At 70.1% G+C, this 25,106-nt stretch carries 21 protein-coding genes; 3 read left to right on the plus strand and 18 right to left on the minus strand.

Annotated features, from left to right (window positions below; translation table 11 throughout):
- Positions 1–15: 15 nt before the first annotated feature.
- From LV79_RS32090 to eccD, 5 genes are all read right to left on the minus strand, one after another.
- The gene (locus LV79_RS32090; RefSeq protein WP_253842066.1) at positions 16–390 is read right to left on the minus strand and encodes a type III PLP-dependent enzyme domain-containing protein; all 375 of its coding nucleotides are present in this window, start codon (positions 388–390) and stop codon (positions 16–18) included.
- Between the two features lie 151 nt (positions 391–541).
- A complete protein-coding gene (locus LV79_RS32095) occupies positions 542–832 on the minus strand; it encodes a hypothetical protein (RefSeq protein WP_253842067.1) in 291 nt (96 codons plus the stop codon).
- Positions 833–888: 56 nt separating this feature from the next.
- Entirely contained in the window at positions 889–1,188 is a 300-nt protein-coding gene (locus LV79_RS32100) for a hypothetical protein (RefSeq protein WP_253842068.1), read from the minus strand.
- A gap of 20 nt (positions 1,189–1,208) precedes the next feature.
- Positions 1,209–2,543, minus strand: coding sequence for a type VII secretion protein EccB (gene eccB, locus LV79_RS32105; protein ID WP_253842069.1), 1,335 nt, complete (start codon positions 2,541–2,543; stop codon positions 1,209–1,211).
- Between the two features lie 86 nt (positions 2,544–2,629).
- A complete protein-coding gene (eccD, locus tag LV79_RS32110; RefSeq protein WP_253842070.1) occupies positions 2,630–4,012 on the minus strand; it encodes a type VII secretion integral membrane protein EccD in 1,383 nt (460 codons plus the stop codon).
- Between the two features lie 156 nt (positions 4,013–4,168).
- Between eccD and eccCa the strand changes: the two genes are divergently transcribed.
- The 3 genes from eccCa (at position 4,169) to LV79_RS32125 (ending at position 9,885) form a co-directional block, all read left to right on the plus strand.
- Positions 4,169–8,116 carry a type VII secretion protein EccCa gene (eccCa, locus tag LV79_RS32115; RefSeq protein ID WP_253842071.1) on the plus strand — a complete coding sequence of 1,316 codons (3,948 nt, stop codon included), beginning with the start codon at positions 4,169–4,171 and terminating at the stop codon, positions 8,114–8,116.
- Positions 8,113–9,267: a S8 family serine peptidase gene (locus LV79_RS32120; RefSeq protein WP_253842072.1), complete on the plus strand. Its 1,155-nt coding sequence runs from the start codon at positions 8,113–8,115 to the stop codon at positions 9,265–9,267. Before eccCa ends, LV79_RS32120 begins: the two co-directional genes overlap by 4 nt.
- Before the next feature lie 129 nt (positions 9,268–9,396).
- Positions 9,397–9,885 (plus strand): sigma-70 family RNA polymerase sigma factor, encoded by a 489-nt coding sequence (locus LV79_RS32125; RefSeq protein ID WP_253842073.1) that lies wholly within the window; start codon positions 9,397–9,399, stop codon positions 9,883–9,885.
- Positions 9,886–9,895: 10 nt separating this feature from the next.
- Here LV79_RS32125 and LV79_RS32130 read toward each other — a convergent pair whose 3' ends face one another.
- The 13 genes from LV79_RS32130 to LV79_RS32190 form a co-directional block, all read right to left on the minus strand.
- Positions 9,896–10,201 carry a hypothetical protein gene (locus LV79_RS32130; RefSeq protein ID WP_253842074.1) on the minus strand — a complete coding sequence of 102 codons (306 nt, stop codon included), beginning with the start codon at positions 10,199–10,201 and terminating at the stop codon, positions 9,896–9,898.
- Positions 10,202–10,412: 211 nt separating this feature from the next.
- The gene (locus LV79_RS32135; protein WP_253842075.1) at positions 10,413–11,060 is read right to left on the minus strand and encodes a DUF2306 domain-containing protein; all 648 of its coding nucleotides are present in this window, start codon (positions 11,058–11,060) and stop codon (positions 10,413–10,415) included.
- A 137-nt stretch (positions 11,061–11,197) separates the two neighbouring features.
- Positions 11,198–13,597, minus strand: coding sequence for an immune inhibitor A domain-containing protein (locus LV79_RS32140; protein ID WP_253842076.1), 2,400 nt, complete (start codon positions 13,595–13,597; stop codon positions 11,198–11,200).
- Positions 13,598–13,896: 299 nt separating this feature from the next.
- Positions 13,897–14,322, minus strand: a complete 426-nt coding sequence (locus LV79_RS32145) for an ester cyclase (RefSeq protein WP_253842077.1) — start codon at positions 14,320–14,322, stop codon at positions 13,897–13,899.
- A gap of 50 nt (positions 14,323–14,372) precedes the next feature.
- Positions 14,373–14,651 carry a sigma factor-like helix-turn-helix DNA-binding protein gene (locus LV79_RS32150; RefSeq protein ID WP_253842078.1) on the minus strand — a complete coding sequence of 93 codons (279 nt, stop codon included), beginning with the start codon at positions 14,649–14,651 and terminating at the stop codon, positions 14,373–14,375.
- Between the two features lie 81 nt (positions 14,652–14,732).
- Positions 14,733–15,698, minus strand: coding sequence for a small ribosomal subunit Rsm22 family protein (locus tag LV79_RS32155; RefSeq protein WP_253842079.1), 966 nt, complete (start codon positions 15,696–15,698; stop codon positions 14,733–14,735).
- 30 nt (positions 15,699–15,728) lie between these two features.
- Positions 15,729–16,262, minus strand: a complete 534-nt coding sequence (locus LV79_RS32160; protein ID WP_253842080.1) for a hypothetical protein — start codon at positions 16,260–16,262, stop codon at positions 15,729–15,731.
- 2 nt (positions 16,263–16,264) lie between these two features.
- On the minus strand, positions 16,265–17,335 hold the full coding sequence (locus LV79_RS32165; RefSeq protein ID WP_253842081.1) for a hypothetical protein: 1,071 nt from the start codon (positions 17,333–17,335) through the stop codon (positions 16,265–16,267).
- Between the two features lie 16 nt (positions 17,336–17,351).
- A complete protein-coding gene (locus LV79_RS32170; protein ID WP_253842082.1) occupies positions 17,352–17,750 on the minus strand; it encodes a FixH family protein in 399 nt (132 codons plus the stop codon).
- Positions 17,747–18,976, minus strand: a complete 1,230-nt coding sequence (locus tag LV79_RS34920; protein ID WP_490240426.1) for a DUF8832 domain-containing protein — start codon at positions 18,974–18,976, stop codon at positions 17,747–17,749. The genes LV79_RS32170 and LV79_RS34920 overlap by 4 nt, the downstream gene beginning before the upstream one ends.
- A 603-nt stretch (positions 18,977–19,579) precedes the next feature.
- Positions 19,580–20,218, minus strand: coding sequence for a response regulator (locus LV79_RS32180; protein WP_253842083.1), 639 nt, complete (start codon positions 20,216–20,218; stop codon positions 19,580–19,582).
- Position 20,219: 1 nt separating this feature from the next.
- The gene (locus LV79_RS32185) at positions 20,220–21,365 is read right to left on the minus strand and encodes a sensor histidine kinase (RefSeq protein ID WP_253842084.1); all 1,146 of its coding nucleotides are present in this window, start codon (positions 21,363–21,365) and stop codon (positions 20,220–20,222) included.
- A 47-nt stretch (positions 21,366–21,412) separates the two neighbouring features.
- Positions 21,413–24,430, minus strand: coding sequence for a DUF7927 domain-containing protein (locus LV79_RS32190; protein WP_253842085.1), 3,018 nt, complete (start codon positions 24,428–24,430; stop codon positions 21,413–21,415).
- Positions 24,431–25,106: the final 676 nt, after the last annotated feature.

A 25,106-nucleotide genomic window follows, 5' to 3' on the forward strand; every position in this document is an offset into this window, starting at 1 on the left:
GTCGGTGCCTGCTGGCTACTTGCCGGGGGTGCCGCTGAACCCGCCGCCGACGTTGAAGTCGGGGAACTCGGCGATGAACCGGGTGATGTCGTACTCAGCCAGGTCGTCGGTCTCCTTGAAGATCCCCTTGGCCGCCACCAGCGCGTTGCGGAACTTGACGATGGCCTGGCGGATCGCCTCGTTCTGCTGCTCGACCGAGCCGCCGAACTCCTTGCCCTTGGTGACCAGGGTGATGGCGGTCTGCCACTTCTGGGTGCCGGGCTGGACGGTGAAGTCGGAGTCGAGCGGCATGGTGTCGGAGTCGGTGGACAGCCGCAGCGCGTCCTCCATGTCGTCGAGGACGCGGATCAGCTGGTTGTAGCGCTCCTCGTCGAAGGTGATGTTGGCCATGATCGGGTTCTCCTCGTGCGGTGGGGGTGTTCGGGGGGCGGGGCGCCACGGGTCCACTGTGGAGCGAGTGGACCGTGGCGCCGCCGCGGGGACCTGGCCCGGTCCGCACCGTGCTCGGACGAGCGGGCGGGACCGGAGTGCGGTGCGGGGATCAGCCCAGCATGATGCCCTGGCCGCGGCTGTCACCCTCGGAGAAGATCTCGTGCACGTTGATCGACGACAGCGACTGGGAGTTCAGCTTGGTCTCCATGTCGGTGTAGGTGATCGTCCACTGGTGCTGGGCCTCCTGCCACAGCGGCGTCGCCTTGCCCTGGGTGGCGACCTCGATGTTCTTGAGCGAGGCGTTGAGGTTGGTGAGGATGTCGCCGAGCTGGCGGACGTACATGTAGAGCTGCTCGTTGAGCTCGAGGTAGCCGTCGTGGTCGATGTCGAAGGCGGTCATGGTGGTGTCCTTTCCGAGGGCGGGGCTGGGGCGAGAAGGGGGCCGAGCGGGGTGGGTCAGGCGGCGCCGTTGGAGGCCGAGTCGGCGTCGGTGTCGGCGGTGCGGTTGGTCTGCAGCAGCGCGGTCGCCTTGCCGTTGAGCGCCTCGAGCTGGGTCTTGACGACGTTGAAGTCGCCGGTCCAGTCGCCGATGGCGGCGGCGAGCTTCATGCCCGAGGTCGAGTTGTTGACCGAGGGCAGCATCGCCTGGATGCCCATGACGTTCTGGTTGAGGGTGCCCATGTTCTGCAGGCTGGTCTCGGTGGCGGTGATGATGCCCTGCAGGGTGGCGTCGTCGTAGCCGTAGCGGTTGGCCATCTTCGTGTCTCCTTGGGGTGTCAGGCGATCTTGTCGAGCACGGGCCCGGTCGGCAGCAGCGCGATGAGGTCCGCGGGGACCTGCGCGGCGCTGTCGGCGGGTTGGCCCAGCGCGGCGGCGGCGTCACCGCTCGCGACGGGGAACTTGGTGCCTGCGTCGGTGACGAGGTACAGGCCCGCGCCAGGGACGCCGGGGGCCGGGCGGGTCCGCACGAGCAACCCGGCGCCGGGCGCGACGAGCACGCGGTCGGCGGTGCGGTTGTCGCGGACCGCGCCCTGCACGGCGGGATCGGGGTTGCCACCGACCTTGGGGCCGACCACGACCTCGGCCTTGTCCCCCGCCCACCGCACGCACGGCGCGCCGTCCCCGAGCTCCAGCTGCGTGGGCGGCTCGGGCGGCAGGGCGCCCTGCCAGTCGAGGGCGGGGAGCATGGTCGACGCGGCCAGCGCGGAGCCGGTCACCTGGCGCGGTGGTTCCACCGCGGCCGGGTCGGCCACCAGCAGAGCGGCGACGGTAGCGCTGACGGGGAGCAGGCCCCCCGGCTGCACGAGGTAGAAGCGGTCCCCCACAACGGCTTCGGGGACCTGGATGAGCAGTCCGATGGTGGTGGGCCTACCGGCGATCACCGGGCCGTCGCCGCCGCGCTGGACCTTGGGCGAGCCCAGGTCCGGGCCCGCGGGCAGCGCGTTGAGCCAGGACTCGGTGACCCGCACCGCGGTGCTGGGGTTGAGCCCGAGCGCGGTGGGGACCCAGTTCTCGGCGATCCGCATCCGGCGCTCCCGCCAGACCAGGTACGTGGACCCGTTGGGGGTGCGCACGAGCAGCGCGCCGTCGGCGACCGGGACCTGGCGGCCGTCCGCGGTGAGCGCGAGGGCCACCGCCGGTCCGTCCGGTGTGGACATCGAGCAGACGGTCCAGGCCCGGGGCGCGCCACCGGCGGCGGGCAGCGTGTCCGGCGCGCCCATGATCCCGACCGGGCCGCCCTGCGGCATCCCGGCGAGGTCGGCGGAGTCGACGGTGGCGACCTTGGGGGCGGCGCCGAGCAGCAACCGGGCCGAGGCGTAGTTGAGGACCGGGCGGAGCCTGCCCTCGACCATGACGTAGCGGCTGCCGGTGTCCTCGGCCACGATGAGCGCGCCCGGCTCCCGCCAGGCGTCACCGCCGCCCGGGGAGAGCAGGCCGATCACCAGGAGCACGACCAGCACCAGCCCGGCGACCGCGGTGCCGCCGAAGAGGCCGACGACGCTGCGGCGCAGCGGCCGGTCCAGCGCGTCGGGGTCGACCCGCAGGACCGCGCTCACCAGCCTGCCGACGAGGAACGAGTGGGCCTGCACCTGGTCGCGCCTGCTGTACATGTCTTGCCTCCGCTCGGTTTCTCGCTAGCAGCCGGTGTCAGTGGGTACACGGGTGGGACGGGGTGGAAGGTTCACGGGAAGGTTCACTAGGACCAGGCGGACATGACCGCGGTGTAGACACCCGCGACCGACAGCGCCAGCGGGATGACCGCGAGCGCCGTTGCCCAGTGCAGGAGATCGCCCCAGCGGCCCCAGCGCGGGACCAGTTTGCGTTCCGGGATGACGTGCGCGGCGGCCAGCACCAGGCCCGTCGCGACCACCAGTCCACCGAGGACGATGGGCCGGAACGCTTGCCCCACATCCGTTGTACCAGAGATGAGCAGGGCGAAGAGGCCTGCGACGGCGGGCGCCAGCGATGCCACCCGATGGAGTGTCGCCGACAGTTCCCTGGCGTGCAGCAGCATCATGATCGCGGCCACGGCGGTGAGGGTCTTCGCGTCCCACTTGCTGGTGAACGCGAGGATCACCAGGGACACACCGGCCACAGCACCCAGCGCGAGGAAAAACGATGTCAGGTAAGCGTTCGCGCGGTTAGCGCTATCGAGGACTCGTGCGCTGGGCTGTGGGTCGAGGTCTTGCTGGAACTCGACCGCGCTCGTCGGTACCTGGTCGACAGCCAGACCGGCCAACCTCGCTGATGCGAGCGGCGCGGCCCTGACCAGTGCTAGAGCGAGAACCAGTGTCACCGCCGCCGCGGCAGCGCTACCGAACCCTGTCGCTGTCGAGAATCCACCGCCGATAGTGGCAAGAAGCGTTGCTAGGCCTACCGCCGTGAACGGTGCGTCAGCTCCACCCACCGCGATACGGGCGACGACGGCGGCTACGGTTGCGGCGGCAGCTCCCGCCAGCACACCCGGCCCGGTGAACAGACTGCCCAGTGGGTGCGTACCGGCCGGGATGGCCAACCCCGCCAACGCGGCGGAAGTCGTACCGAGCGCGGCTAGGGCCAACGCGGCAGAGCGGTCACCCAGCGCACGACTCGCGGCGGCAGCGCCACCCAAGAGCACCACGGCGACGGCACCGGCGAAGATGGCGTTGGAGCCCGCGGCGAACACCGTCGCGGCGGCGACCAACCCCATCAGGATCACCAGCACCCGCCTGGTCAACGCGGGCCGCCACTTGTCCTCCCGGGCCGACAGTCCGGTGTGGATGCCGTCGACCAGGTCGTCGAAGTCGACCAGCGGCAGCAGCGCGTCCCGCGGCCGCAGGTGCAGCAGATCGCCGTCGTAGAGACCGAGGGCGGCGGTGCCGTGGTCCTCGTCGAGCGGCGGCTCGCCGAGGCGCTGCAGCACCCAGCCCCCGTGCGCGAGGCCGGTGGTGGCCAGCGCGGGGTCGAGGTGGCCGAGCACCGTCGGCATCAGGTCGGCGAGCGGGACGTGGGCTGGGACGGCGAGTTCGACCCGGGAGGCAGGCCCGCAAATGGTCAGCCTGCACATCTCGCCGGAACCCGCGGCTGCGGTGGTGGCCATGCCCAGGACACGGCCGGGGTACCGGCGAGGGTTCAGCCGGGTTCGGTGAACTTCGGGTTACGCGGCGGCGTAGCGGGAAAGTCGCGTGAACTCCCCCGACCCACCCGCGCGTGTAGGCGGTGACGGGCAGCAGCCGTGAGTGTCAGGAGTCGCCGGATGAGTACCACGCTGTTTCGCAGGCAGGCCAGGGAGAAGCCACCAGAGATGCCGGGCGGCGAGTTGTCCCTGCAGGAGCCGCCGGTGCTGCCCGAGACGATCGGCGGCGGCATGGGCGGGATGCTCATGTACCTGCCGATGACCATCGGCGGCGGCGCGGCCATGTTGTTCTTCATGGGCCCGCAGAACCCGCAGATGGCGCTGATGATGGCCGGGATGATGGGCCTGATGGGCGTCATGATGGTCTTCGGCCAGATGGGCCGGGGTGGCGCCGACCGCAGGCAGCGGCTGCGCGGCGAGCGGCGGGACTACCTGCGCTACCTGTCCGGTACGCGCGCGCAGATCCGCGCGGTCGCCGACCAGCAGCGCACCGCGTTGGGCTGGCGGCACCCGGAGCCCGCCGCGCTGTGGTCGGTGGCGATGACGAGCAGGCTGTGGGAGCGCCGCGCCGCGCACGCGGACTTCGCCGAGGTCCGCATCGGGGTCGGTCCGCAGCGGCTGGCGATGGCGATGAACCCGCTCAACACCAAGCCGGTAGCCGACTTGGAGCCGCTCTCGGCGCGCGCGCTGCGGCGGTTCATCAACGCTTACACCACCCTCGCCGACCAGCCGACAGCGCTGTTCTTACGCGGTTTCGCGCAAGTGCGGTTCTCCGGCGACGAGGACACCACGCGCGGAACGGTGCGCGCCCTGCTCGCGCAGCTGGTCACGTTCCACTCCCCCGAGGACCTGCGGGTCGCGGTGTGCGCGAGCCCGGACCGGCTGCCGGAGTGGGACTGGGTGAAGTGGCTGCCGCACGCGCAGCACCCGGTCGAGCAGGACGGCGCGGGCCAGGTGCGGCTGCTGGCCGACGGGGTCGACGCGCTGACCGAGCTGCTGGCCGCCGAGCTCGACGACCGGGCCCGGTTCGAGGCCGCGGCGACCCCCAGCCGCGAGGAGCCGTACGTGGTCGTGGTGCTCGACGGGGTCGACGTCCCCGCCGAGTCGCGGCTGGCCGCCGCCGGGTACCGCAACGCCGTGGTGCTCGACCTGTCCGGCGCGCTCGACGGGTCCGCCGGTCGGTCGCGGCTGCGGCTGGAGGTCTCCCCGACGGACCTGCACACGGTGCGGACCGACCGGACCGGCCAGCAGGTGCGCACCCGGCTCGGCCGCCCGGACACGGTGAGCGTGCCGAGGGTGGGCGCGCTGGCCAGGGTGATCTCGCCGTACCGGATCAACTCCACCGGTGACGTCGCCGAGCCGATGGTCGCCGACTTCGACCTGCCCCGGCTGCTCGGGGTGGCCGACCTCGACGCGCTGGACCCGAAGTCGCTGTGGCGCACCGGGATGGGCAGCGAGCGGTTCCGCATCCCGCTGGGCATCGCCGAGGACGGCTCGTCGGTCGACCTGGACATCAAGGAGTCCGCGCAGGGCGGCATGGGCCCGCACGGGCTGCTGATCGGCGCGACCGGCTCCGGCAAGTCCGAGCTGCTGCGCACCCTGGTGCTGGGCCTGGCGATGACGCACTCGTCGGAGATCCTCAACTTCGTGCTGGTGGACTTCAAGGGCGGCGCGACCTTCCTCGGGCTCGACCGGCTGCCGCACACCTCGGCGGTGATCACCAACCTCGCCGACGAGGCGCCGCTGGTGACCCGCATGCAGGACTCGCTGCACGGCGAGATGGTGCGCCGCCAGGAGCACCTGCGGGCGGCGGGCAACTTCAGCTCGCTGCTGGACTACGAGCGGGCCAGGCAGGCGGGGGCGCCGCTGGACCCGCTGCCGACGCTGTTCCTCATCGTCGACGAGTTCAGCGAGCTGCTGGCGGCCAACCCGGACTTCGCCGAGCTGTTCGTGATGATCGGCCGCCTCGGCCGGTCGCTCGGCGTGCACCTGCTGCTGGCCTCGCAGCGCATCGACGACGGCCGCATGCACAAGCTGGAGAGCCACCTGTCGTACCGGATCGGCCTGCGCACGTTCTCCGCGATGGAGAGCCGGTCCGTGATCGGTGTGCCGGACGCGTACCAGCTGCCCAGCGCGCCCGGTAACGGCTACCTGCGCAGTGACGTCGCGACCCTGGTGCGGTTCAAGGCCGCGTACGTGTCCGGTCGGTACCAGAGGCGCACCAAGGAACAGCGGCAAGAGGAGGTTCGCAGGCAGGTCGTCGCGTTCGGGGCAGGCCGGTTGCCCACCGCCGCCGAGGTCGCGGAGGTCGTAGCGGCTCCGGTCTCGGACGAGCACGTGGACACGGTGTTGGACGTAGCGGTGGAGAAGCTGCTGGGCCAGGGACCGCCCGCGCACCAGGTATGGCTACCGCCGTTGGACAGCCCGCCGCCGCTCGACCAGCTCTTGCCGCCGTTGGTGCCGCACCCGACGTTAGGTCTGACTCCGGCCGATTGGCCTGGCCGTGGCGGGTTGAAGATCCCGGTCGGTGTTGTGGACAAGCCGTTCGAGCAGGTACGCGACCTGCACATGGTGGACCTGTCCGGCTCCGGTGGGCACGTCGGCATCGCGGGCGGCACCCAGTCCGGTAAGAGCACGCTGCTGCGCACCATGATCACCGCGTTGGCGATGACGCACACGCCCGCGGAGGTGCAGTTCTACTGCCTGGACTTCGGTGGCGGCACGTTGTCGGTGCTGGAGAGCCTGCCGCACGTCGGTGGGGTCTGCGGGCGGTTGCAGCCCGAGCGGGTCGGTCGCACCATCGCGGAGGTCAAGGGGATCCTCTCCGAGCGGGAGAAGCTGTTCGCGGAGCACGGCATCGAGAGCATGGCCGCCTACCGGGAGCGCCGCGCGGCGGGCGAGTTCGCCGACGACCCGCACGGCGACGTGTTCCTGGTGGTCGACGGGTGGGGGTCGCTGCGCGCGGACTTCGAGCAGCACGACCAGACCATCCGGCAGATGACGGTGCGCGGTCTCGCCTACGGCGTGCACCTGGTGATCACCGCTGGCCGGTGGTCCGACGTGCACAGCGCGCTGCGCGACCAGCTGGGCACCCGGCTGGAGCTGCGGCTGGGCGACGCGATCGACTCGGTGATCGACATGCGCAAGGCGGGCCAGGTGCCCCGGCTGCCCGGTCGCGGCCTGACCCAGGACAAGCTGCACTTCCTCGGTGCCGTGCCGCGCGCGGACGGCGAGGCGTCGGCGGAGGGTCTCGCGGAGGCGACTCGGGAACTGGCCCGCTCGGTGGCGGAGTGCTGGCCCGGGGTCAGCGCGCCCCGGGTGCGGACGCTGCCCGCGGTGCTGCCCGCCGAAGAACTGCCCGAGCCCGAGGGGCGGATGCGGGTCGCGCTGGGCTCCGGCGAGCTGGACCTCAAGCCGGTGTGGCACGACTTCTTGGCCCGTCCGCACCTGACAGTGCTGGGTGACACCGGTAGCGGTAAGACGGCGGTATTGCGGCTCATCGCGCAGGCCATCCCGAAGGCCTACGGGCCGGAGGACGCGCGAATCGTGTTGCTTGACTCGCGTCGTGGTTTGCTGGAGTCGATCCCGGAGTCCTATAGGCACGGGGTGGCGGTGTCGTCCGGTCCCGCTGCGGAGCTGATCCGTCCTCTTGCCGCTGACCTGAAGACCCGCGTGCCCGGCGCGGACATCACGCCGAGCCGGTTGCGAGACCGGGACTGGTGGACCGGACCGGAGTACTTCGTCATCGTCGACGACTACGACCTGATGCACAGCGGCGCGGGCGGTCCGCTCGACTCGCTGGTGGAGCTGCTGCCGCAAGCCGGGGACATCGGCCTGCACGTGGTGCTGGCCCGCGCGGCCGCCGGGTCGGGCCGGATGTCGATGGACGCTGTGGTGCGGCGGTTGCAGGAGTCCAACACGCCGGACCTGGTGCTGTCGGTGCCGCCCAACGAGATGCCGCTGCTCAACGGCCAGCGGGGTCGGCAGCTCCCGCCCGGCCGCGCAGTGCTGGTCACCCGACGCGACGTCACGTCGCTGCAGATCGGGTGGACGGAGGCGCCGGAATGAGGGCCGCGGCGGTGGTCGCGGTGACCGGTGTGCTGTTGGCCCTACCAGTGCCCGCTTACGCGCAACAGGCGGGGCAGTGCGCGCCGCCGGAGGCGACGGTGGCACAACCGGAGCCGTGGGCGCAGCAGCGGCTCTCCCCCGCGCGGGTGTGGCCGATGACGAAAGGCGCGGTGCGGATCGCGGTAGTGGACACGGGTGTCAGTGCCGAGGCCCCTACCTTGGCAGGTGCGGTGTCAGAGGGCGTCGACGTCTCAGGTGGAACCGCCAACACCGACTGCGCGGGGCACGGGACGTTCCTAGCCGGGCTGATCGCGTCGCGGCCGATGGAGAAGACGGCGTTCGCGGGGATCGCGCCCGCCGCGCAGATCGTGCCGGTGCGGGTGACCAACGACCCGGCGCGGGTCGACCCGGTCGTGCTCGCGGCGGGCGTGCGGGCGGCGGTGGACAGCGGGGCGCGGATCGTCGCGATCGGGGTGGTGAACACCGTGGACGCCCCGGAGTTGCAGGCGGCGGTGGAGCTGGCCCGGTCCCGCGACGTGCTGGTGATCGCCCCGGCGGCGGTGCGCCAGGCCAAGCAGCGGGCGTACCCGGCGTCGGCGGACGGGGTGGTCGCGGTCGCGCCGGTCGGACCGGACGGGCCGCCGAAGTCGTCGCTGCTGGGGGCGCAGCCGACGGTGGCGGCGCCCGCCGAGCAGCTCGTCGGGATCGGACCGGCGGGGTTGGGCCACCGGCTGGCCTCGGGCCCGGAGCTGGCGGTGGCGTTCGTCGCGGCCAGTGCGGCGCTGGTGTGGGAGCAGTACCCGGAGCTACCCGCCATAGAGGTGACGAAGCGGCTGGTGGCCACGGCGGACCGGCCGTCGGGGCAGGTGCCGCATCCCGTTGTGGGCTACGGGATCGTCGACCCAGTGGCGGCGGTGAGCACTCTCCTGACCGGACAGACCAAACCGCCCGCGTCCCGTGAACACATCTCGATGGTCCTACCAGCCGCGGAGGACACGGGACCGGCCCGCGCGGCGATGTGGTTCGTCGCGGTACTCGCGGGAGCGGCTGTTGTCGCAGCTGGAACGGCGGCCGTGGTGACCCGCGCCCGTCGTCGCGGCTGGCGGGCCGCGGCACCCCTAGGCCGTAGGGGTAGGGATATCCCCACCTGACTGGGGGAGGTGTACCTCCGCGAGGTTGAGGGGTGGCCCCCTCGGTTGGGGGGATTGGCCCAGAGAGTGACCGGGTAGTAACCGGAAGCCTTGTGTCAGAGGGAGAACCGCGACACGAGGAGAGCCGAGATGACCACTTTCGACAGCATCGTCGCCGCCCACCGCACCGCCCTGCTCGCCTACGCGCGTCGCGTGACCGGGTGCCCCCACCGCGCCGAGGACGTCGTGCAGGAAACCTGGATCCGGGCGTGGCGGCACCAGGACAAACTCACCGAGGACCGCGGTTCCGTGCGCGCGTGGCTCACTCGCGTAGCGCACAACATCGCGGTCGACCAGTACCGGGGCCGGGCGGCGCGACCGTCTGAGGTGGAGCTACCGGAGGTCGACATGACCAGCGCCCCCGCGCGCACCGACGAGGTCATCAACCGGCTGATGGTTGACGCTGCCCTGGACTCCTTGCCCGAGCCCCACCGCAAGACCGTGGTCGAGGTGTACTTCGCCGACCGCACCGCGGCGGCGGCCGCCGTGACGCTCCAGGTCCCCGTCGGCACGGTCAAGTCCCGGCTGCACTACGCGCTGCGCGCCCTCCGCGAGTCAACCCTGGTGCCAGCCGCCTAGGTTTCCGCGATCAGCACCAACCAGGACCAGCTTTGTCGGTCGAGACCCAACCTCCGTGGGAGATGTCGTGGTAGCGACCGTTGTCGACGGCGTCGTACCAGAAGTTGGTGCAGGCGCCCAGTTTGACGTTGTAGTGGGAATCGCCGGTAGGGCCGATGTACAGCCAGGTGAAGTCGACATTGGAGTTGACGTGGCCCTGGCTAGCCATTGCGGTGGTGCCGCCCGAACCGGCGGCCGAACTGGTGGCGGGGACGAGGGCAAGACCCGTGGCGACCGCGCCAGCCACGGCGAGCATCTTCAGGACACCCGAACGCATGGAACCACTCCCTGCGATAGATGGATATTTCCTCACTGACATGCGAGAACGTGACAAACTCTAGGTAGACCCCGGCAGGCTGTCCACGACAGTCACCCGGCTGCCGCAGCAGTTACGCCGGGGGCCGGATTTGATATGTGACAACAGTCATGGCCTTCGGTATGCGTCGTAGGCCAGGCGGGCTACCAGATCCGAAGCGGAGAACCGTGGCTCACTCGACAGCGGAACCTCGGCGGGGGCGGTGGGCAATCCACTCAAGTACCAGCAGTGGCACGGTCCAGCCCAGCCAGGACGTGATCCCCGCGATCGACTGAGTCAGGGCTACCTCGCTGCCACCGAACGTAGAGTCGAGGTCCGGCGTAAGAGCGATGGCGACCAGTGGGCCCCAGAACCGGTTGGTGATCGTCGAGAGCGTGAGCACGTAGCTGCGGACCATCCACGTGCGGTGCGCCTGGAAGTCCCTGGCCCGCGCGCGTCGGTAGCCCATGATCGTCGACGTCAGCCACAGCGAGGCCAGGAGCACGTGGCTGACCCGGGCGACCGGACCGAACGGTGAAGTGACTCCTACGACTAGACCCGCGATCCCCGCTGGGAGCACTCCCCCGAACACGTACACCCGGCCGACAACGGCGTGCAGGTGCCGGTAGTGCTGACGGAACCAGGGCCACACCTGGAGAAACCCCGCCACCATCGCCACCGCGCCGAAGGTGATGTGCACCAACAACGCCGGGTAGTGGAAAGCGAACCCGGCAGGCACACGAGAGAGGGCGGGGTCGAACGTCAGGTACGGCGGCAGGGAGAAGATCAGAAACACGGTGATGAGAGCGGCTACCGGGAGCGCCCACTTCGTGCGGATCATGCGGTTGACGCTAGGAGCGCCGTGATCACCAGACCATCCGGTAAGCACGAGGGCCGGTGGTGGGGCTAACCCCACCACCGGCCCTCTTACTCCCTATGCGGCGCAATGGCATGCCCCGCCAGAGCTACCGGGAGGTGCTACTTCTTCTTGCTCGGGAACACCCGGATCTGCAGCGACGTGCCCTCCTGCTTCAGCACCTTGATGCTCACACCGGCGGCGGGGAGCTTGACGCCCGCGGTCGGCTGGGCGGCGTTGAAGTAGGACTTGGTGTCGTCGAACAGCGGCTGGGCGTCCGTACCGCGGATGTAGCTGGCCCGACCACCCGCGAACAGGGTGAACGAGTCCGACTTCTGCAGCGAGAACGGCGCGTCGTAGCCCGCCACGCGGGGCCGCCACGCCTGGCCCTGCAGGTTGTAGATGGGCTCCGGGTGCGCGTCGACCACCGACAGCAGGCCCTCGCCCGGGTGGACGGAGGCGTTGTTGTCCGGCTGGGAGGTGTCCCAGTAGGTCACCAGCAGGCCGTCCTGGTACGGGAAGCGGGTCGCCCAGTTGGGGCGGCTCGGGTCGCCGTAGTCGTACGGGCCGGGCTGCAGGTACTTGTCGTACCCGACGTAGGTCCGGTTGCTGGCCACGTAGAAGTGGTCGTAGTTCGCGGTCTCCGTACCGGTGGTGATGCGGAAACCGGCCGGGGTCCAGCCGTTGTTGCCAGCCTCGGCACCATCGGTGAACAGCGGCGCGCCGTCGGCGACCACGGAGATCTCGTCGGCGAAGAAGCCGTCCAGGGCCACGCCGCCGTCGGTGCGGTAGCGCAGTCGGATCTGGGCGTCCTTGCCCGCCAGCGAGGTCAGCGGCACAGCGACGTCAACCCACGCGTTGTTCGTGGTGTTGGTGATCGCCGGGGTGCCCACGGCGTCCCGGGTGAAGGGCTTGCCGTTGGCGACACCGTCGAGCGCGGTCCAGTTGGCGCCACCGTCGGTGGACGCTTCCACGAACAGGAAGTCGCAGTCGCAGTCCTCGATGTCGTAGCGCGCCTTGAGCTTGAGCTCGGCGGAGGTCTTGCCGGTGAGGTTCACCGAGCGGGTCAGCGAGTTCGACAGGTTGTCGCCCTTGCTGCTCCACCACATCTTCGACCCCGCGAACGGCGTGCCGTAGCTGGTCGAGACCTGCTTGTCGGGCAGGACCACGACGACGCCCTGGGCCTTGTCGGTGTTGTACGCACCGGGACCGAGGTCGATCTTCTTGTCCTGACCGGCCACGACGGTCTCGTAGTCCAGCCAACCCAGCTGCAGCTTGTCCCACGCCGAGAAGTCGTTGGCCCGGTAGCCGATCGCCTCGTTGGCGTTGGACACCCGGCTCTGACCCATCAGCGACCACCAGTTGATGCCGTTCTCCTGGGCGCCGCCCGGGCCAACGGTGTCGTAGTGGTCCGGCAGACCGAGGTCGTGGCCGTACTCGTGCGCGAACACGCCGAGGCCGCCGTTCTCGGGCTGCATGGTGTAGTCGCCGACCCACAGGCCGGTGGTGCCGATCTGCACACCGCCGAGCTTGTTGTTGACCGGGCCGGTGGTGTTGCTGGAGAACGCGTACCAGCGGTGCGCCCAGATGGCGTCCTCACCCTGTGCGGGATCGGCGTCGGACTGGTCGCCACCGGCGTGCACGATCTGGAAGTGGTCCAGGTAGCCGTCGGGCTCGTTGAAGTCGCCGTCACCGTCGAAGTCGTAGCGGTCCCAGGTGTCGTACGACGCCAGGTCGGCCTTGATCGAGGCGTCGGTGGCACCGGCGGCCTTGCGGTCGGTGACCCACTGCTGCAGCGCGTCGGAGACCAGGTACCAGGAGTTGCCGCAGATGCGGCCGGGGCAGGGGTAGCCGTCGGAACGGCCGTACCGGGCCTCGTTGTACTTGACCTTGACCCAGTCGGTGACCTGGCCCTCGACGGAGTACCGGCCGGAGGAGGCCTTCTCGTAGAAGGTCTTCAGCGACTCGGTGTTCGCGCCCTTGGCGAAGTACATGTCCTCGAAGTGCTTCTTCGAGTAGTCCGCCTGCCAGATCGTCTTGTTGTCGACGGCCCGGTTGGGCTTGGCGATCTGGTTGTGCCGGGGGCCGTCGTAGCGGGCCGGGCCGGGCACGTTGGGGTTGGTGTCCTTGTCGGGGAAGTCCGGGTGGCGCTCGTCGCCGAACTCGGCGAGCACCACGAAGATCTTGTCGGTCTTCTCCCGCGCCAACTCGACGTACTGGTCGACGCCCTTCTTGCCGGTGCTCTTGTTCTTGGCCGAGGCGGCGGTGCCGACCTTGACCACGGTGCTCGCACCGCGCTTCTCGGCGCTCGCCTCACCGGAGAGGACCTTGGCCAGGCCCTCCTGGCGCAGCGCGCGGCGCTTCTCCTCGAGCGGGGAGACCACCTCGTCTGCGTGGTCCGCGGCGGCCTGGGGAGCCTGTTGGGTGGGTGCGGGGGCCGCGTCGGCGGCACCGTTGACCACCACCGCCCCGGTCCCGACCACCGTCGCCGCGGCGATCGCGACGACCAATCTTCGGCGCACTCAATTCCTCCTGTATCGGTGGGGACGACTCCAGGTGAAGTCCAGGCGAAACAGTAGAGGAGGGGCACCCATGCAGATATCACGACATGATTACAAGAGCCATTCCGGCCATCACATTCAGCTATAATACGGCGTGATGCCCCAAATGGCGCAGAGTCCGATTCAACCGCGCGGACCAGGGCGGGGCGCCGGGGACAGATCGGGCAGCGCGAAGCATACCGGAAATGGGAGTTTCACAGTTTTGGCACAAACGACCGGGAACGGTGGGGACCGGTTCAACGCAATAGGTACCTGGTGGGTCAGTCCGCTTCGGGCAGCACGAGATCACCGGTGATCTGGCGGTGGATGGCGGCCATGTCGAAGTAGTCGCGCTCGCGGTGGATGAACCCGTCGCGGGCCTCGACGACGTGGCAGGCGTAGCTGATCACCCGGCGGCCGGTCGCGGGCAGCGGACCGAGCGGGCCGAGGTGGGTACCGGCGCAGCGGACCTCGACGAAGGACGTGCCGCCGTCGAGGCTCTCGTGGAAGTCGCGGTAGGTGAACACGACGTCGGGGAACGCGGCGTGCAGGGTCCGCATGACCTCGACCGGCTGGTCGGTGTCGGCGAACCGGGTGCCGGTGACGTCGGTGTAGACGTACTCGGGGTGGTACCGGGCGCGCATGGCTTCCCAGTCGTAGGTGTCGATGGTCTGCCAGTGCAGTCGGTGGATCTTCGAAGCGGTCATGCGGTCACGCTAGGCAGGCCACCGAGCGGGACGGAACAAGATCCACCCGGTCAGGTGGTCTCCCCGGCGGCGCGCAGCTGCTCGCGCAGGCGCTGCAGCGCGCGGTGCTGGGTCATGCGCACCGCGGACGGCGACATGTCGAGCTTGATGGCCACCTGCTCGGCGCTGTCGCCGTCGACCACCCGCAGGTGCAGGATCTTGAGCTGCAACGGGGTCAGCACGGCCATCGGGCCCACCGCGTCACCACGGGGGTCGGGGATCACGAGCCGCCCGTCGTGGGGCGTCTTGGGCGTCCGCATGCCGGTGGGACGCCCAGCCGGGGCGGGCATGACGCCACCTCCGTGCGAATTTTCCCAACAACCCTCAAGTCCGGCGTCCGGCACGGTGGGTGCGCCGGGTCTCACCGGGCGTCACGGGGTCCCGGCGTCCCAGGGGTCGCCCCAGGCGACGTCGCGGGCGGACCGGTACGCGGCGGGGTCGCGCTTGCTGACGATGGTGTCGGCCAGCCCCTCGGGTCCACACAGCCGCAACGACACCAGGCCCTTGCGCTTAAGAGGGTGCCGGAGGACCCGGGCGGGCGCGGCGGGCCACGGCTCGCGGGTGGCGGCGACGTAAGAGAACTTCTCGTCCTCGAAGTTGAGGACGGCCGTCTTCAGGCGTTGGTGCAGGGGGCTGCGGCCGAGGCGCGCGGCGAAGTGGCACCAGTCCTGTCCACGCGGGATGGGGCAGGTGGTGCTGTGGGGACAGGGGGCGACGATGCGCATCCCCGCCGCGATGAGCTCGTCGCGCGCGGCCATGATCCGCTCGTACCCCGCGGGCGTGCCGGGTTCGATGACCACGGCCAGGGTCGCGGTCGTCATCGCGCGGACGGTGTCGGCGCGCGCGCTGTCGGTGAGCTCGCTGAGCACATAGGACAAGGTGGCGACGTCGGCGGGCGGTAGCCGGGTGTCGCCGAGGGCGGCGCGCTGCCACCGGACCTGGCGCACGGCCTGCTCGTCGGCGCGCTCGGCCAGCCGCCTGCCCAGCGCCATCGCCTGGGTGGACTGGTCGAGCACGGTGACCTCGGTCAGCGACGGCCACACCCTCGCCGCCGCCCACACCGCCGCGCCGGTGCCGCCACCGATGTCGACCAGCGCGCTAGGGGCGAAGTCGGGAGCGAGCGCGGCGACCTCGGTTAGCGCTGCCGTGACGGCGGCGTGGGTCGCGGGCATCCGGTAGGCAGCGTAAGCAGCGGCGGTGACCTCGGCGTCGAGCACGAGCGTGGACGGGTCTACGCCGGTGCGGTAGCGGTGGATAAGAGCCTGCGCCGAGTCCGCGAGCCGCTTGGTCGGGTAGCGCGCGACCTCGGCGTCCAAGGCGTCGGGCAGGGTGGCCATGGCGGTCAATCATGCCGTGGCCAGGCTGTCCTACCTGGACGGGGTAGGCACGGACAGCCTCCGGCGGGTACGGCGCCAGGCGATGGCGAGGAACGCGATGAGACCGAGCAGCGGCAGCGTGCTGATCCCCCAACTGAGGGCCATCGGCGGGCCGGGCTGGTCGAGGACGCGCAGCGGGGTGAGGGCGCCCTCGCCGTGACCCAGCGGGCCGTCCACCCGGAACGTCAGGGTGTAGTCGCCCGGGCGCTGCATGGCCCGCACGTCCAGGCCCCAGACGTCGCGCTTGCGGGGGTGGCGGGCGAGCGGCTCGCGCCAACTGTCGCCGGGGGCGGTGATGGCGAGGACGCCGGTCTTGCCGTCCACCCCGCCGTCCACGGCGAAGGTGAAGTCCAGGGACTGCATCGCCCGCACCGGCCACGTGCTGAACCCGATGACGATCGGGTACGGCCCGGCCTGGACCTTCTCGGTGTGCACGATCTCGACCGGCTCGTAGGCACCTGCCACGGGCGCGGTCACCGCGAGCAGGGCGGCGGTGGTGACGAGGACAGTGACGACGCGGCGCACGGTCACACCCCTTCCGGTCGGTCGCCTGCGGCGAGGCGGAGCATCTGACCGAACCGCGCGCCGAGGTGTCCGGCGAGGAGCCCGAGGACGGCGGCGGCGAGGATCGTGGGGAGCAGGTCGCCGACCGCGGGGGCGGGGACGTCGTAGACGACGCCGTCCTGGAACGCCTGGGCGGTGACGACCAACGCGCCCGCTAGTGCTCCCGCGACAAGTGGGGCCCAACGGGCGGCGAGTCCGATAACGGGATAGGTCAGTAATGCGACGATAATCAACGTCATCGGCATCAGGGCGGGCATAGTCGGAACGCCCGAGATGTAGTCGCGCATCGGGAGGCCGACGGAGTCCGCATAGAGGCGTGTGGCCCACGGTGAGAACCACCAGGAAAGGGCCTGGACCAGAGCCAGGCCGATCGCGACGGCGATTCCGCCTTTACGGACGAATCCGGCACCGGTGAACAGGGTGAGCAGCACGAGGAACGCCATCGCGACGTGCATCGAGTCGACCGTGTCCGAGACGTCCTGGAACGCGACGGCGATGATCGTGCTGAACCCGGCCAGCACGGCGAGCGAGACGAACACCCCGGTCCGGCCCCAGGGCTGGTCGCGGGCGGCACCGAAGACGACGACGGAGCCGACGAGGGTCATCGCGATCGACAGCAGCAGGCCGACGTGCGGCGGGGAGTCGATGACCGCGTCGAAGCCGTAGATGCCGTGCCACCACTGATCCCACAGCCCATAGAGCAGGAACAGGGCCGCGCCGCTGCCCGCGACTAGATAGCCGAGCGGCGCGGTGAACGTGCGGCCGAACACGCCTACCGGGACGCCGCCGACGGTGGGGTCAGGGGCGTGACCGGCGCGGCGGGCGGCGGTGGTCATGAGGACGGCGGTGAGGCTCGCGATGCCGGAGACAGCGCTACCGGCGTAGAGGAACAGGTGGGGCAAGGTGAAGAAGGTGTCGGGGCCGACGTCTTCGTGCCACTGCACGTCCCAGGTCAACCCGGTGAGGGTGAGCAGGGCGCCGAGCAGCAGGACCACGGCGGTGGTGGTCGCGGTTCTTACCTTCGTGCGCTCCATGGTCCTTCCCCTGCGGCTAGATGATCAACGAGAACACGGCGCGCTCGGTGGTGTCGGCGCGGCGGACGGTCACGGTCAACTCCCACGGTCCGGCCATGGGGAGGTCGGTGCGCTCGGCCCGGTACCGGCCGGGGTGGGTCGGGGTCGCCTTGGTCGGGGTGAGCGCGTGGCCCATGTCGACCATGACCGGCTCGACGGTGACCTCGGCGTCGACGGGCGACCCGGCGCGGTCGGCGACCTCGATGTCTACGGTGTTGGCGCCGACGCGGGGGTCGACGAGGTGGAGGCGGACGGCGTAGGTCGCGGTCCCGGCTCGGAGGTCGACGGGGTCGTCACCGGTGGTCCACCACGCGACCAGGAGTCCGGCGATGATCGCCACGACGACGGTCAGCGCGGCCTTGCCCCGGCGGGTCACGGCGCCACGTCGAAGGTCGCGGCGATGGTGAGGATCTCGTAGCCGCGCTCGGCCTGGAACCAGGCCCGGTAGCGGCCGGGGTGCGGGAACGTGAAGGTGAAACCGACCTCGGCGGGGTAGGCGGCGACGGTCTCGTCCGGCTGGGCGGCGGCGGTCGTGGCCATGGCGTGGACGTGCGCCCAGACGGCCTGGGTGTCGTCGGTGAGGATGAGGTGGCCGCGCATGCCCAGCCAGGGCTGGAGGTCGTCGGGTCCGGTGAAGTCGACGGTGAGCGTGGCCGGGTCCCCCGCGCGCAAGGGCGTGGTGGTGACGGTTCCCTTCGCGGGGGTTGGGGGTTGTCGCTGCTCCCCCGCGATGTCCACTTGGGCGCGAACCTGCTGCTGTCCCCCGCCCAGGCGCGTGAACTCTGCCGCCATGGTGTGCCGTCCTGGGTCTGTGGGGGCGAACTGCACTCGGTAGTCACCTGGGGCGGTTCTTACCGGGTGCACGTGCGTCAGGGTGCCTCTTGCGCTGACTATCGCTAGGTGGATCAACGCGCCATGGTGGACTTGTAGGTCATCGACCGGTCTGCCGGTGACGCTGTCTGTGACTGTTAGCACCAACTCGGTCGCGGTGGCTTCTACGGCCAGGTTCACGGGCGGGCGAGGCCTGTCCTGTGTGGACTTTGGCGGGATTGTGCTGGAGAGCAAGGCTGCCGTTGTCGCTGTCGCGAGTGCGGCTACCAGTGCTGCGGCTGGGATAAGAGCTAGCTTGCTGCTTCTCGTGGCTAGCAGTAGGGAGAGTAAGAGGAATAAGCCTGCGGCCACGAACCCGCCGTAGACGGTCCTTTCCCATGCTGGGCTGACTCTTTCCGCTACCGCGAAGGGGATCCGGGCTGAGGTAGTGCCGTCGGACAGCTCCAACTCCCAGGGGCCGTAACGGTCGACGCGCAGGTATGCGGTTGTTGAGCCGGTGCGGAGGTTGATGGTCGCGGTGCTGGTCGGGCTTTCGCCTGCTGGGGTAGCGGCGAGGCGGAGAGTGCCTGGCGGGCTACCCACGTGGGTGATCACGTCGACCTGCAGGGGCGCAGGCGCGCCATCGGTCCTGCGGAGGGTGACCGTGAGCTCCCGCCCACCAAGGGTTTGCGCGACCGCCGTGTCTTGGCCGACGGGCGCCCCATCGGCCTGAGCCGGGCTGCCGACAAGCAGCAACACCAGCACCAGCGCAGCCGCGATCCCCTTCCCCACCAGGGTGACGGTAGTGATCGAGGAGGCGGTTGGTCGTCACGGCAAGAGGGGATTCGTGGTCCCTCTGATGGGGGATCCAGGAGCCCGAGCGCCACCGGTGCCGCGATCACGCACTACCGCCGCGCACCGCGCTGGGGGAGGTCGACGCGGCGCATGAGGTGTGGCGGGCGGCGGTACGGCTCTACCGCGAACAGGGCCGCGACGATGAGGCGGACCGTGTCCAGGCGCGACTCGATGGCGTCTGAGCGGACGTCCGTTAAGCCCGGGCGGGGGTTTGCAGCGGCCGGTCACTGGGCCGAACGGGACGTAAGGGGACCGCGTTGAGGTCTTGAAGGGCGTGAGTGGGGCTCCACTCACGCCCTCGCACGGTGGCCAGGCCGGCCAGGTTCGCTGGTGGAGCGCGAGGTGCGGTGCGTGGCGGTCGGGGGCGCAAGATCAACCGTGCTGAGCAGCCCCCGATATACAGCTTACCGGGGAGTGTGGGTGGGGTGAGGCGGTGAAAGTTGGGGCTGTGGATGAGTTCGAGGGTTGTGGATGGCTGGGGTCGTGGGCAGGGGGGCTCTGGCGGTGTGGGCCGGGATGCGGTCCGGTTGGGGTGGGGGCTTAGGGGACGAGGCCGTGGCAGTAGGCGTAGACGACGGCGTGGACTCGGTCGCGGAGGGAGAGTTTGGCGAGGACTCGGGAGACGTGGGTCTTGACGGTTTCCTCGCCGATGGTGAGGCGGGCGGCGATCTCGGCGTTGCTGAGGGCCTCGGCGAGCAGGAGGAGGACCTCGTGCTCGCGGGTGGTGAGGCGGGGGTGGGTGGCGTCGGTGGGGCGGATGCTGTCGGTGAAGCGGGTGGCGAGGCGGCGGGTGACGGAGGGGTCGATGAGGGCGTCGCCCCGGGCCGCCACGCGGATGGCGGAGATCATCTCCTCCGGGGGCAGGCTCTTGAGCAGGAAGCCGCTGGCACCGGCGCGGAGGGCGCGGTAGACGTACTCGTCGAGGTCGTAGGTGGTGAGGATGAGGACCTTGGTGTGGTCGTTGGCGACGATCGCGGCGGTGGCGGCCAAGCCGTCCATCCGGGGCATGCGGACGTCGAGGACGGCGACGTCGGGGGCGTGCCTGCGGGCCTGGTCCACGGCGGCGGCCCCGTCGGCGGCCTCGGCGACGCAGGTCAGGTCCGGTTGCGTGTCCAGGACCGCGCGCAGGCCGGAGCGGAACATCGCGTGGTCGTCGGCGAGCAGCACGGTGATCGACATGTCAGGACTCCCCCAGGACGAGCGGCACGTCGACCCGGACCATCCACTGTGGACCGCTGGGGCCGCACTCCACGATAGCGCCGATCAGGGCGGCGCGGTGGCGGATCCCGGCGAGACCCCGGTGCCCGACGTCGGCCGGTCGACCGGCGCCCAGGTCGTTGGTGACGGTCAACCGCAGGCTCGTCGTGGTGCGGGTCAGCTCGACCACGGCCTCACGGCGACCACCGTGGCGCAGGGCGTTGGTCAGGGCCTCCTGCACGATCCGGTACAGCGCGATGTCCACCGAGCGGGGCACGGCGACGGCGGGACCGGCGGTCACCAGGCGGGTGGGCAGACCGGCGGCGCGGATGAGGTCCACCAGGTCGTCCAGGTCGTCGAGCCCGGGTTGGGTCGCGCTGTCATCGCCGTGGTGGAGCAGGTCCAGCAGGGTCCGGAGGCTGGCCATGGCGGACCGGCTGGCGGTCTCCACAGCGGTCAGGGAGTCGCGGAGCCGGTCCTCCGGGCGGTCGCGCAACGCGAGGCGGGCGGCCCCGGCGTGGACGTTGATGGCGCTGACGTGGTGGGAGATCACGTCGTGCAGGTCGCGGGCGATGGCGGTGCGCTCCCGGGTGACGGCGGCGCGGACCACCTCGCGCTCCTCGGCCTGACGGGTGGCCTCGCGGCGCTCCAGGTCGGCCAGGTGACCGCGCCTGGCGGTGGTGTTGCGCCCGACCAGCCACGGCAGCAGGGCGCTGGCCAGCACGTTGAGGATCGTCAGCCACCAGTTCCCGCTGTAGGCGAACCGCTCGGCCATGAGCCCGGCCCCGAGGACCGCCAGCGCCGCGAACGCCTCGGCCGTGCCCAACCACGCACCCGCCCGGTAGCCCGCAACGAGGAGCCCCACCTCGTTGATGTTCGAGTACGGCTGCGCCAGCAAGAACGGCCCGATCCCGTGCACCAGCGCGTGCGCGAGGGCCACCGCGCCGGACCACCGAGCCGGGGTGGCCAACGCCGCGTCAACGACAACCGCCAACCCGAGCGCCACCCACCCGACCCACACGGACAACGCCCACGGGCACACGACCAGGAGCACCCCGACATCGGCGCAGACGCACAACAACGCCACAACCAGCGCCTGCCGCCTCAGCACCACCGCCGTGTCCCGCACCCCCACAGCTTGTCAGTCCCCTGACCGGTCCCGGCGGACGGCGTTGGTCAGGTCCGGCGGCGGGTGCGGATCACCAGGGCGGCGCCGAGGAGGGTCAGGCCGAGGCCCGCGAGGAGGACCATGCCGACCGGGGAACCGGTTCGGGGCAGGCCCTGGACAGGTCCCTGGGCGGACGGCGGTTGGGTGACCGGGGGTGCTGGGCGGGGTGTGGTGGACAGCGAGGTGTGGCAAAGCGGGTCGGGGGAATCCTGCGGGCAGTTGCTGGCCGCGCCAGGTAGGACTACCGAGTTGCTGAGGGTGCCGTCGCCGGTGGGTGGGCTGTTGGTGCGGGCGGAGTAGGTGATGACCGTGGTCTCGCCGAGTTCGAGGGAGCCGGTCCATGTCAGCAAGGTGCCGTCTAGCGCCACACTGCCCAGGGTCGCCTTCGCGTCACCTACGTAGGTGGCGTCGTCGAGGATCGCGGTGAGGTCGTCGGTAAGAGTGCGCGAGTACACGCCACCTCCCTTGTTGGACAGGGTGATGGTGTAGGTGGCGGTGCCGCCCGGCTCGATTCTGGGTGTGGGCGCTACCTCCTTCTTCGCCCGTAGAGCCTCCACACCGAAGGAGACGGAGCAGCCCCGGCCGCCGCCCTTCGGTGAGCAGTCGCTGCCAGGGCCCGTGGATCGGACGGTGTTGTGGAGAGCGCCGTCGCCAATGACGTCCTTGATGGTGACGCTGAAGGTAACCCGCACGGACTCCCCTATGCGCAACGCGCCGTCCCACCGCACCACGGGCGCCGCGTAGGAGGGCGTGCCCGTTGTTGCTACCGCGTCGTTGTTGTAGACAGCGTCGTCGAGCACCAGGGACAAGTCGTCAGTGAGGTCCAAGCCCGTCAGGTGCTCGGTGCCCCGGTTCGTCAACCCCAGCTCATAGGTGACTTTGCTGCCGAGAGTGGGGACGTCGGAGTCGAAGTAGTAGCGCTTGACCACTGTGACCGCGGGCTTGGTGAGGCTGACCGTGCAGTCAGGCGAGACCGACCCCGTCTTGCAGTTGCTGCCTGGCCCCGGCGATACGACTGTGTTGATGATCCGCGAGTCACCGGTAGCCGGATCGTTGACGTGCACGGTGTAAGTGACCCGGGCGGTCTGTCCTATGGCTAGGTCACCGACCCAGACCATCTTGTTCTCGACCCGGGTGACGGTCCCACTGGTCGCGGCAGCGTCACCAACGTAGGTGGCATCGTCGAGAACGCCGCTGAGGTCGTCAATCGCGGTCTGGCTAGGCAGGTCTACCTTCCCGGTGTTGGTGACAGCGACGGTGTAGGTGACGTCCTGACCCGGGACGGCACGCCCAACCGCGGAAGACGTCTTGGTGACGTGGATGGCCGGTAGGGGAAGCGCGACCACGCAGCCGGGGTTGGTCGAAGCCGCACGGCACGCGCTGCCCGGCCCGTTGGAGATGATGGTGTTGACCAGCTGGCCGTTGCCGGTCGGCGGGTCGGACAGGGTGACCGAGTAGGTGACGGTCGCGACCGCGCCCACCACCAGGTCTCCCGTCCAGGCCAACCCGTTGACGGCGGAGGTGACGATCCCGGACGTGGCCGTGGCCCCGTTGAAGGTGGCGTCGTCGATCACGTCGGCGAAGTCGTCGGTGAACATCAGCCCGGTCAGGTCGACGGCACCGGTGTTGGTGACCCGGATCGTGTAGGTGACGGTGTCGCCGGGCTTGGGGTCGAGCAGGTCGGCCGTCTTCACGAACTCCGACGACCGGACGAGCAGGGTGACCCCGCACCGGCTGTCGGTCGACCCCGGCGCGCAGTTGGTCGCTGGACTGTTGGCGACAACGGCGTTGACTAGGCGTCCGTCCCCGCGTTTGTCCAAGAGCACGCTGTAGGTGACAACGGTGCTCTCACCGAAGGGAACGTCACCGGTCCACGACAGCGTTGTCCCCGCAAGCGACACCGAGCCTCGGGTAGCGCTACCGGATACGTAGGTGCCGTCGTCCAAGACCCGGCTGAGGTCGTCGGTGAAGGTCTGGCCGAGCAAGTCGATGCCGCCGGTGTTGGTGTACCGCACGGTGTAGGTGACGGTATCTCCGCCGACCGGGTTCGGAGTGTCGGAGGTCTTGCTTAGCTCTGCCCGCGCAGGCTCGGTGCGCACCAAGAGGTTGACCTCGGTCAACGTGATCACGTCGCCGGTAGTGCCAGCGTCGACCCGCAGCGTCGTGGACCCGGGGGTGAGGTTGCCGGTAAGGGTGTCGATGTCGAGTGCGACGCCCGCGGAGGAGTCGGCCCAGTCGGCGGGCGCGGCGGCGAGGCCGGGCTGGTCCGTGGCCAGCGTCTCGCCGGAGAGCGCCGGGTCGCCCTGGATGGCGACGTAGGTCAGCCGGGCGGCGGTGCTGCCGGTGGCGGGCGAGCGGAACCCGGAAATGGCGATGGACACCTGCGAGGCGGCGAGGGTGTTCATTCCGTTGTAGATGTACGCGGTGGACAGTTCCGTGATGGCCGGGTTCGCGTAAACAACGGTCAACGTCCACGCCCGCGCGTTTCCCTGGAACAGCGGGCAACCGGTCGGATAGCCGCCGGTGACGTCAGCGGAATAGTTCCCGTTGAGCGCGGGAAGGGACGTCAGCACACTGGTGACGTCCGCGAAACGGCCCTGGAACCGCAGGGTGGTACCGCCGACGACGACGTGGTCCGCGGTGCTCGCGGTCGAGGTGACGGTCACCGCGGGCGCACCCGGCACAGCGAAGGAGATCGTCGACCCGATCGGGTTCGCCGGGCGCATCGCGGGCACCGAGGAGTTCTCCGTGGTGCCTGACCAGCGCAGGAACGCGCCCCGCACAGTCGATCCAGCCGGAACCGACAACGCGGCGGCGGCTGGCGCACGACCGCAGTTGTTCTGCCCGAAGGTCTCAGCGAGCTCAGAGCCACCGATCTCGACCAGCCCGAGCGGCCCGCTGAACTTGGCCACCTGCGTGAACGGACTCGGCGCGACCCCCGCACCAGCCCCCGGCGCCGCCGGTCCCGCCCCCACCACCAACAGGACCAGGAATAGCACACCCAGAACCGCGGTAGTTCGCCGCATGCCGCACTCCACCCCGCCGGTCGACCCATTGCGCTCTCGCTGGGAATCGACGAGGACAGGGCACCCGCTACCGCGCCGACCGAATTCTCACTCGTTTGAGACGATCACGACTGCGGGTCATTTTCTGGGGGCGGGTGGCCTCACCCGATCAGCGGAGTGGGGTACCGAATGCCATGGGGGTGGGGTGGGTGCGTGGGGCGTTTGTCGGGTGCGGCTGCACTGTCGGTTGGGGGGGCGGGGCAGGGTCTGGTTGGTGATGGGGTGGCTGGTGTTGAGGTCTCGCTGGTATCGGATCTGGTTGGTGTCCGGGTCTGGTTGGTGCCGGGGGCTGGTGGGTGTCGGGGGCTGGTGGTGTTGCGGTCTGGCTGGTGGTGTCGGCGCGGTGGTGGTTGTTCGCGGGGGCTGGGTTTCCACGGGGGTTTAGTTGTCCACAAGGGGTTGAGTTGTCCACAGGCTCGACGTTCAGCCTCTCTGGGCTTGCGTTCCCTTGGGTAGGCTGTGTATTCGGGGGGCTTTGGGGCGGGTTGATCTTGGGGGCCGTGGGCGGCAGTGCGTTGAGCTGGGGGAAGTCCGGGCCTCGGGCCTCCGCTGCGCTGCGGTAGACGCCTCGGCTGCGCCATCGGATTGACGCGAGAATGCGAAGAGCTCGATGAGGGTTATGCGGGTTATTCAGGCG

The organism is Actinokineospora globicatena, from assembly GCF_024171945.1.
GTDB lineage: Bacteria > Actinomycetota > Actinomycetes > Mycobacteriales > Pseudonocardiaceae > Actinokineospora > Actinokineospora globicatena.

Excerpts from the sequence above, each read along its gene's own strand:
- LV79_RS32090 (WP_253842066.1), bottom strand. The coding sequence starts at position 390 with ATGGCCAACATCACCTTCGACGAGGAGCGCTACAACCAGCTGATCCGC.
- LV79_RS32095 (WP_253842067.1), bottom strand. The coding sequence starts at position 832 with ATGACCGCCTTCGACATCGACCACGACGGCTACCTCGAGCTCAACGAG.
- LV79_RS32100 (WP_253842068.1), bottom strand. The coding sequence starts at position 1,188 with ATGGCCAACCGCTACGGCTACGACGACGCCACCCTGCAGGGCATCATC.
- eccB (WP_253842069.1), bottom strand. The coding sequence starts at position 2,543 with ATGTACAGCAGGCGCGACCAGGTGCAGGCCCACTCGTTCCTCGTCGGC.
- eccD (WP_253842070.1), bottom strand. The coding sequence starts at position 4,012 with ATGGCCACCACCGCAGCCGCGGGTTCCGGCGAGATGTGCAGGCTGACC.
- eccCa (WP_253842071.1), top strand. The coding sequence starts at position 4,169 with ATGAGTACCACGCTGTTTCGCAGGCAGGCCAGGGAGAAGCCACCAGAG.
- LV79_RS32120 (WP_253842072.1), top strand. The coding sequence starts at position 8,113 with ATGAGGGCCGCGGCGGTGGTCGCGGTGACCGGTGTGCTGTTGGCCCTA.
- LV79_RS32125 (WP_253842073.1), top strand. The coding sequence starts at position 9,397 with ATGACCACTTTCGACAGCATCGTCGCCGCCCACCGCACCGCCCTGCTC.
- LV79_RS32130 (WP_253842074.1), bottom strand. The coding sequence starts at position 10,201 with ATGCGTTCGGGTGTCCTGAAGATGCTCGCCGTGGCTGGCGCGGTCGCC.
- LV79_RS32135 (WP_253842075.1), bottom strand. The coding sequence starts at position 11,060 with ATGATCCGCACGAAGTGGGCGCTCCCGGTAGCCGCTCTCATCACCGTG.
- LV79_RS32145 (WP_253842077.1), bottom strand. The coding sequence starts at position 14,322 with ATGACCGCTTCGAAGATCCACCGACTGCACTGGCAGACCATCGACACC.
- LV79_RS32150 (WP_253842078.1), bottom strand. The coding sequence starts at position 14,651 with ATGCCCGCCCCGGCTGGGCGTCCCACCGGCATGCGGACGCCCAAGACG.
- LV79_RS32155 (WP_253842079.1), bottom strand. The coding sequence starts at position 15,698 with ATGGCCACCCTGCCCGACGCCTTGGACGCCGAGGTCGCGCGCTACCCG.
- LV79_RS32165 (WP_253842081.1), bottom strand. The coding sequence starts at position 17,335 with ATGGAGCGCACGAAGGTAAGAACCGCGACCACCACCGCCGTGGTCCTG.
- LV79_RS32180 (WP_253842083.1), bottom strand. The coding sequence starts at position 20,218 with ATGTCGATCACCGTGCTGCTCGCCGACGACCACGCGATGTTCCGCTCC.
- LV79_RS32190 (WP_253842085.1), bottom strand. The coding sequence starts at position 24,430 with ATGCGGCGAACTACCGCGGTTCTGGGTGTGCTATTCCTGGTCCTGTTG.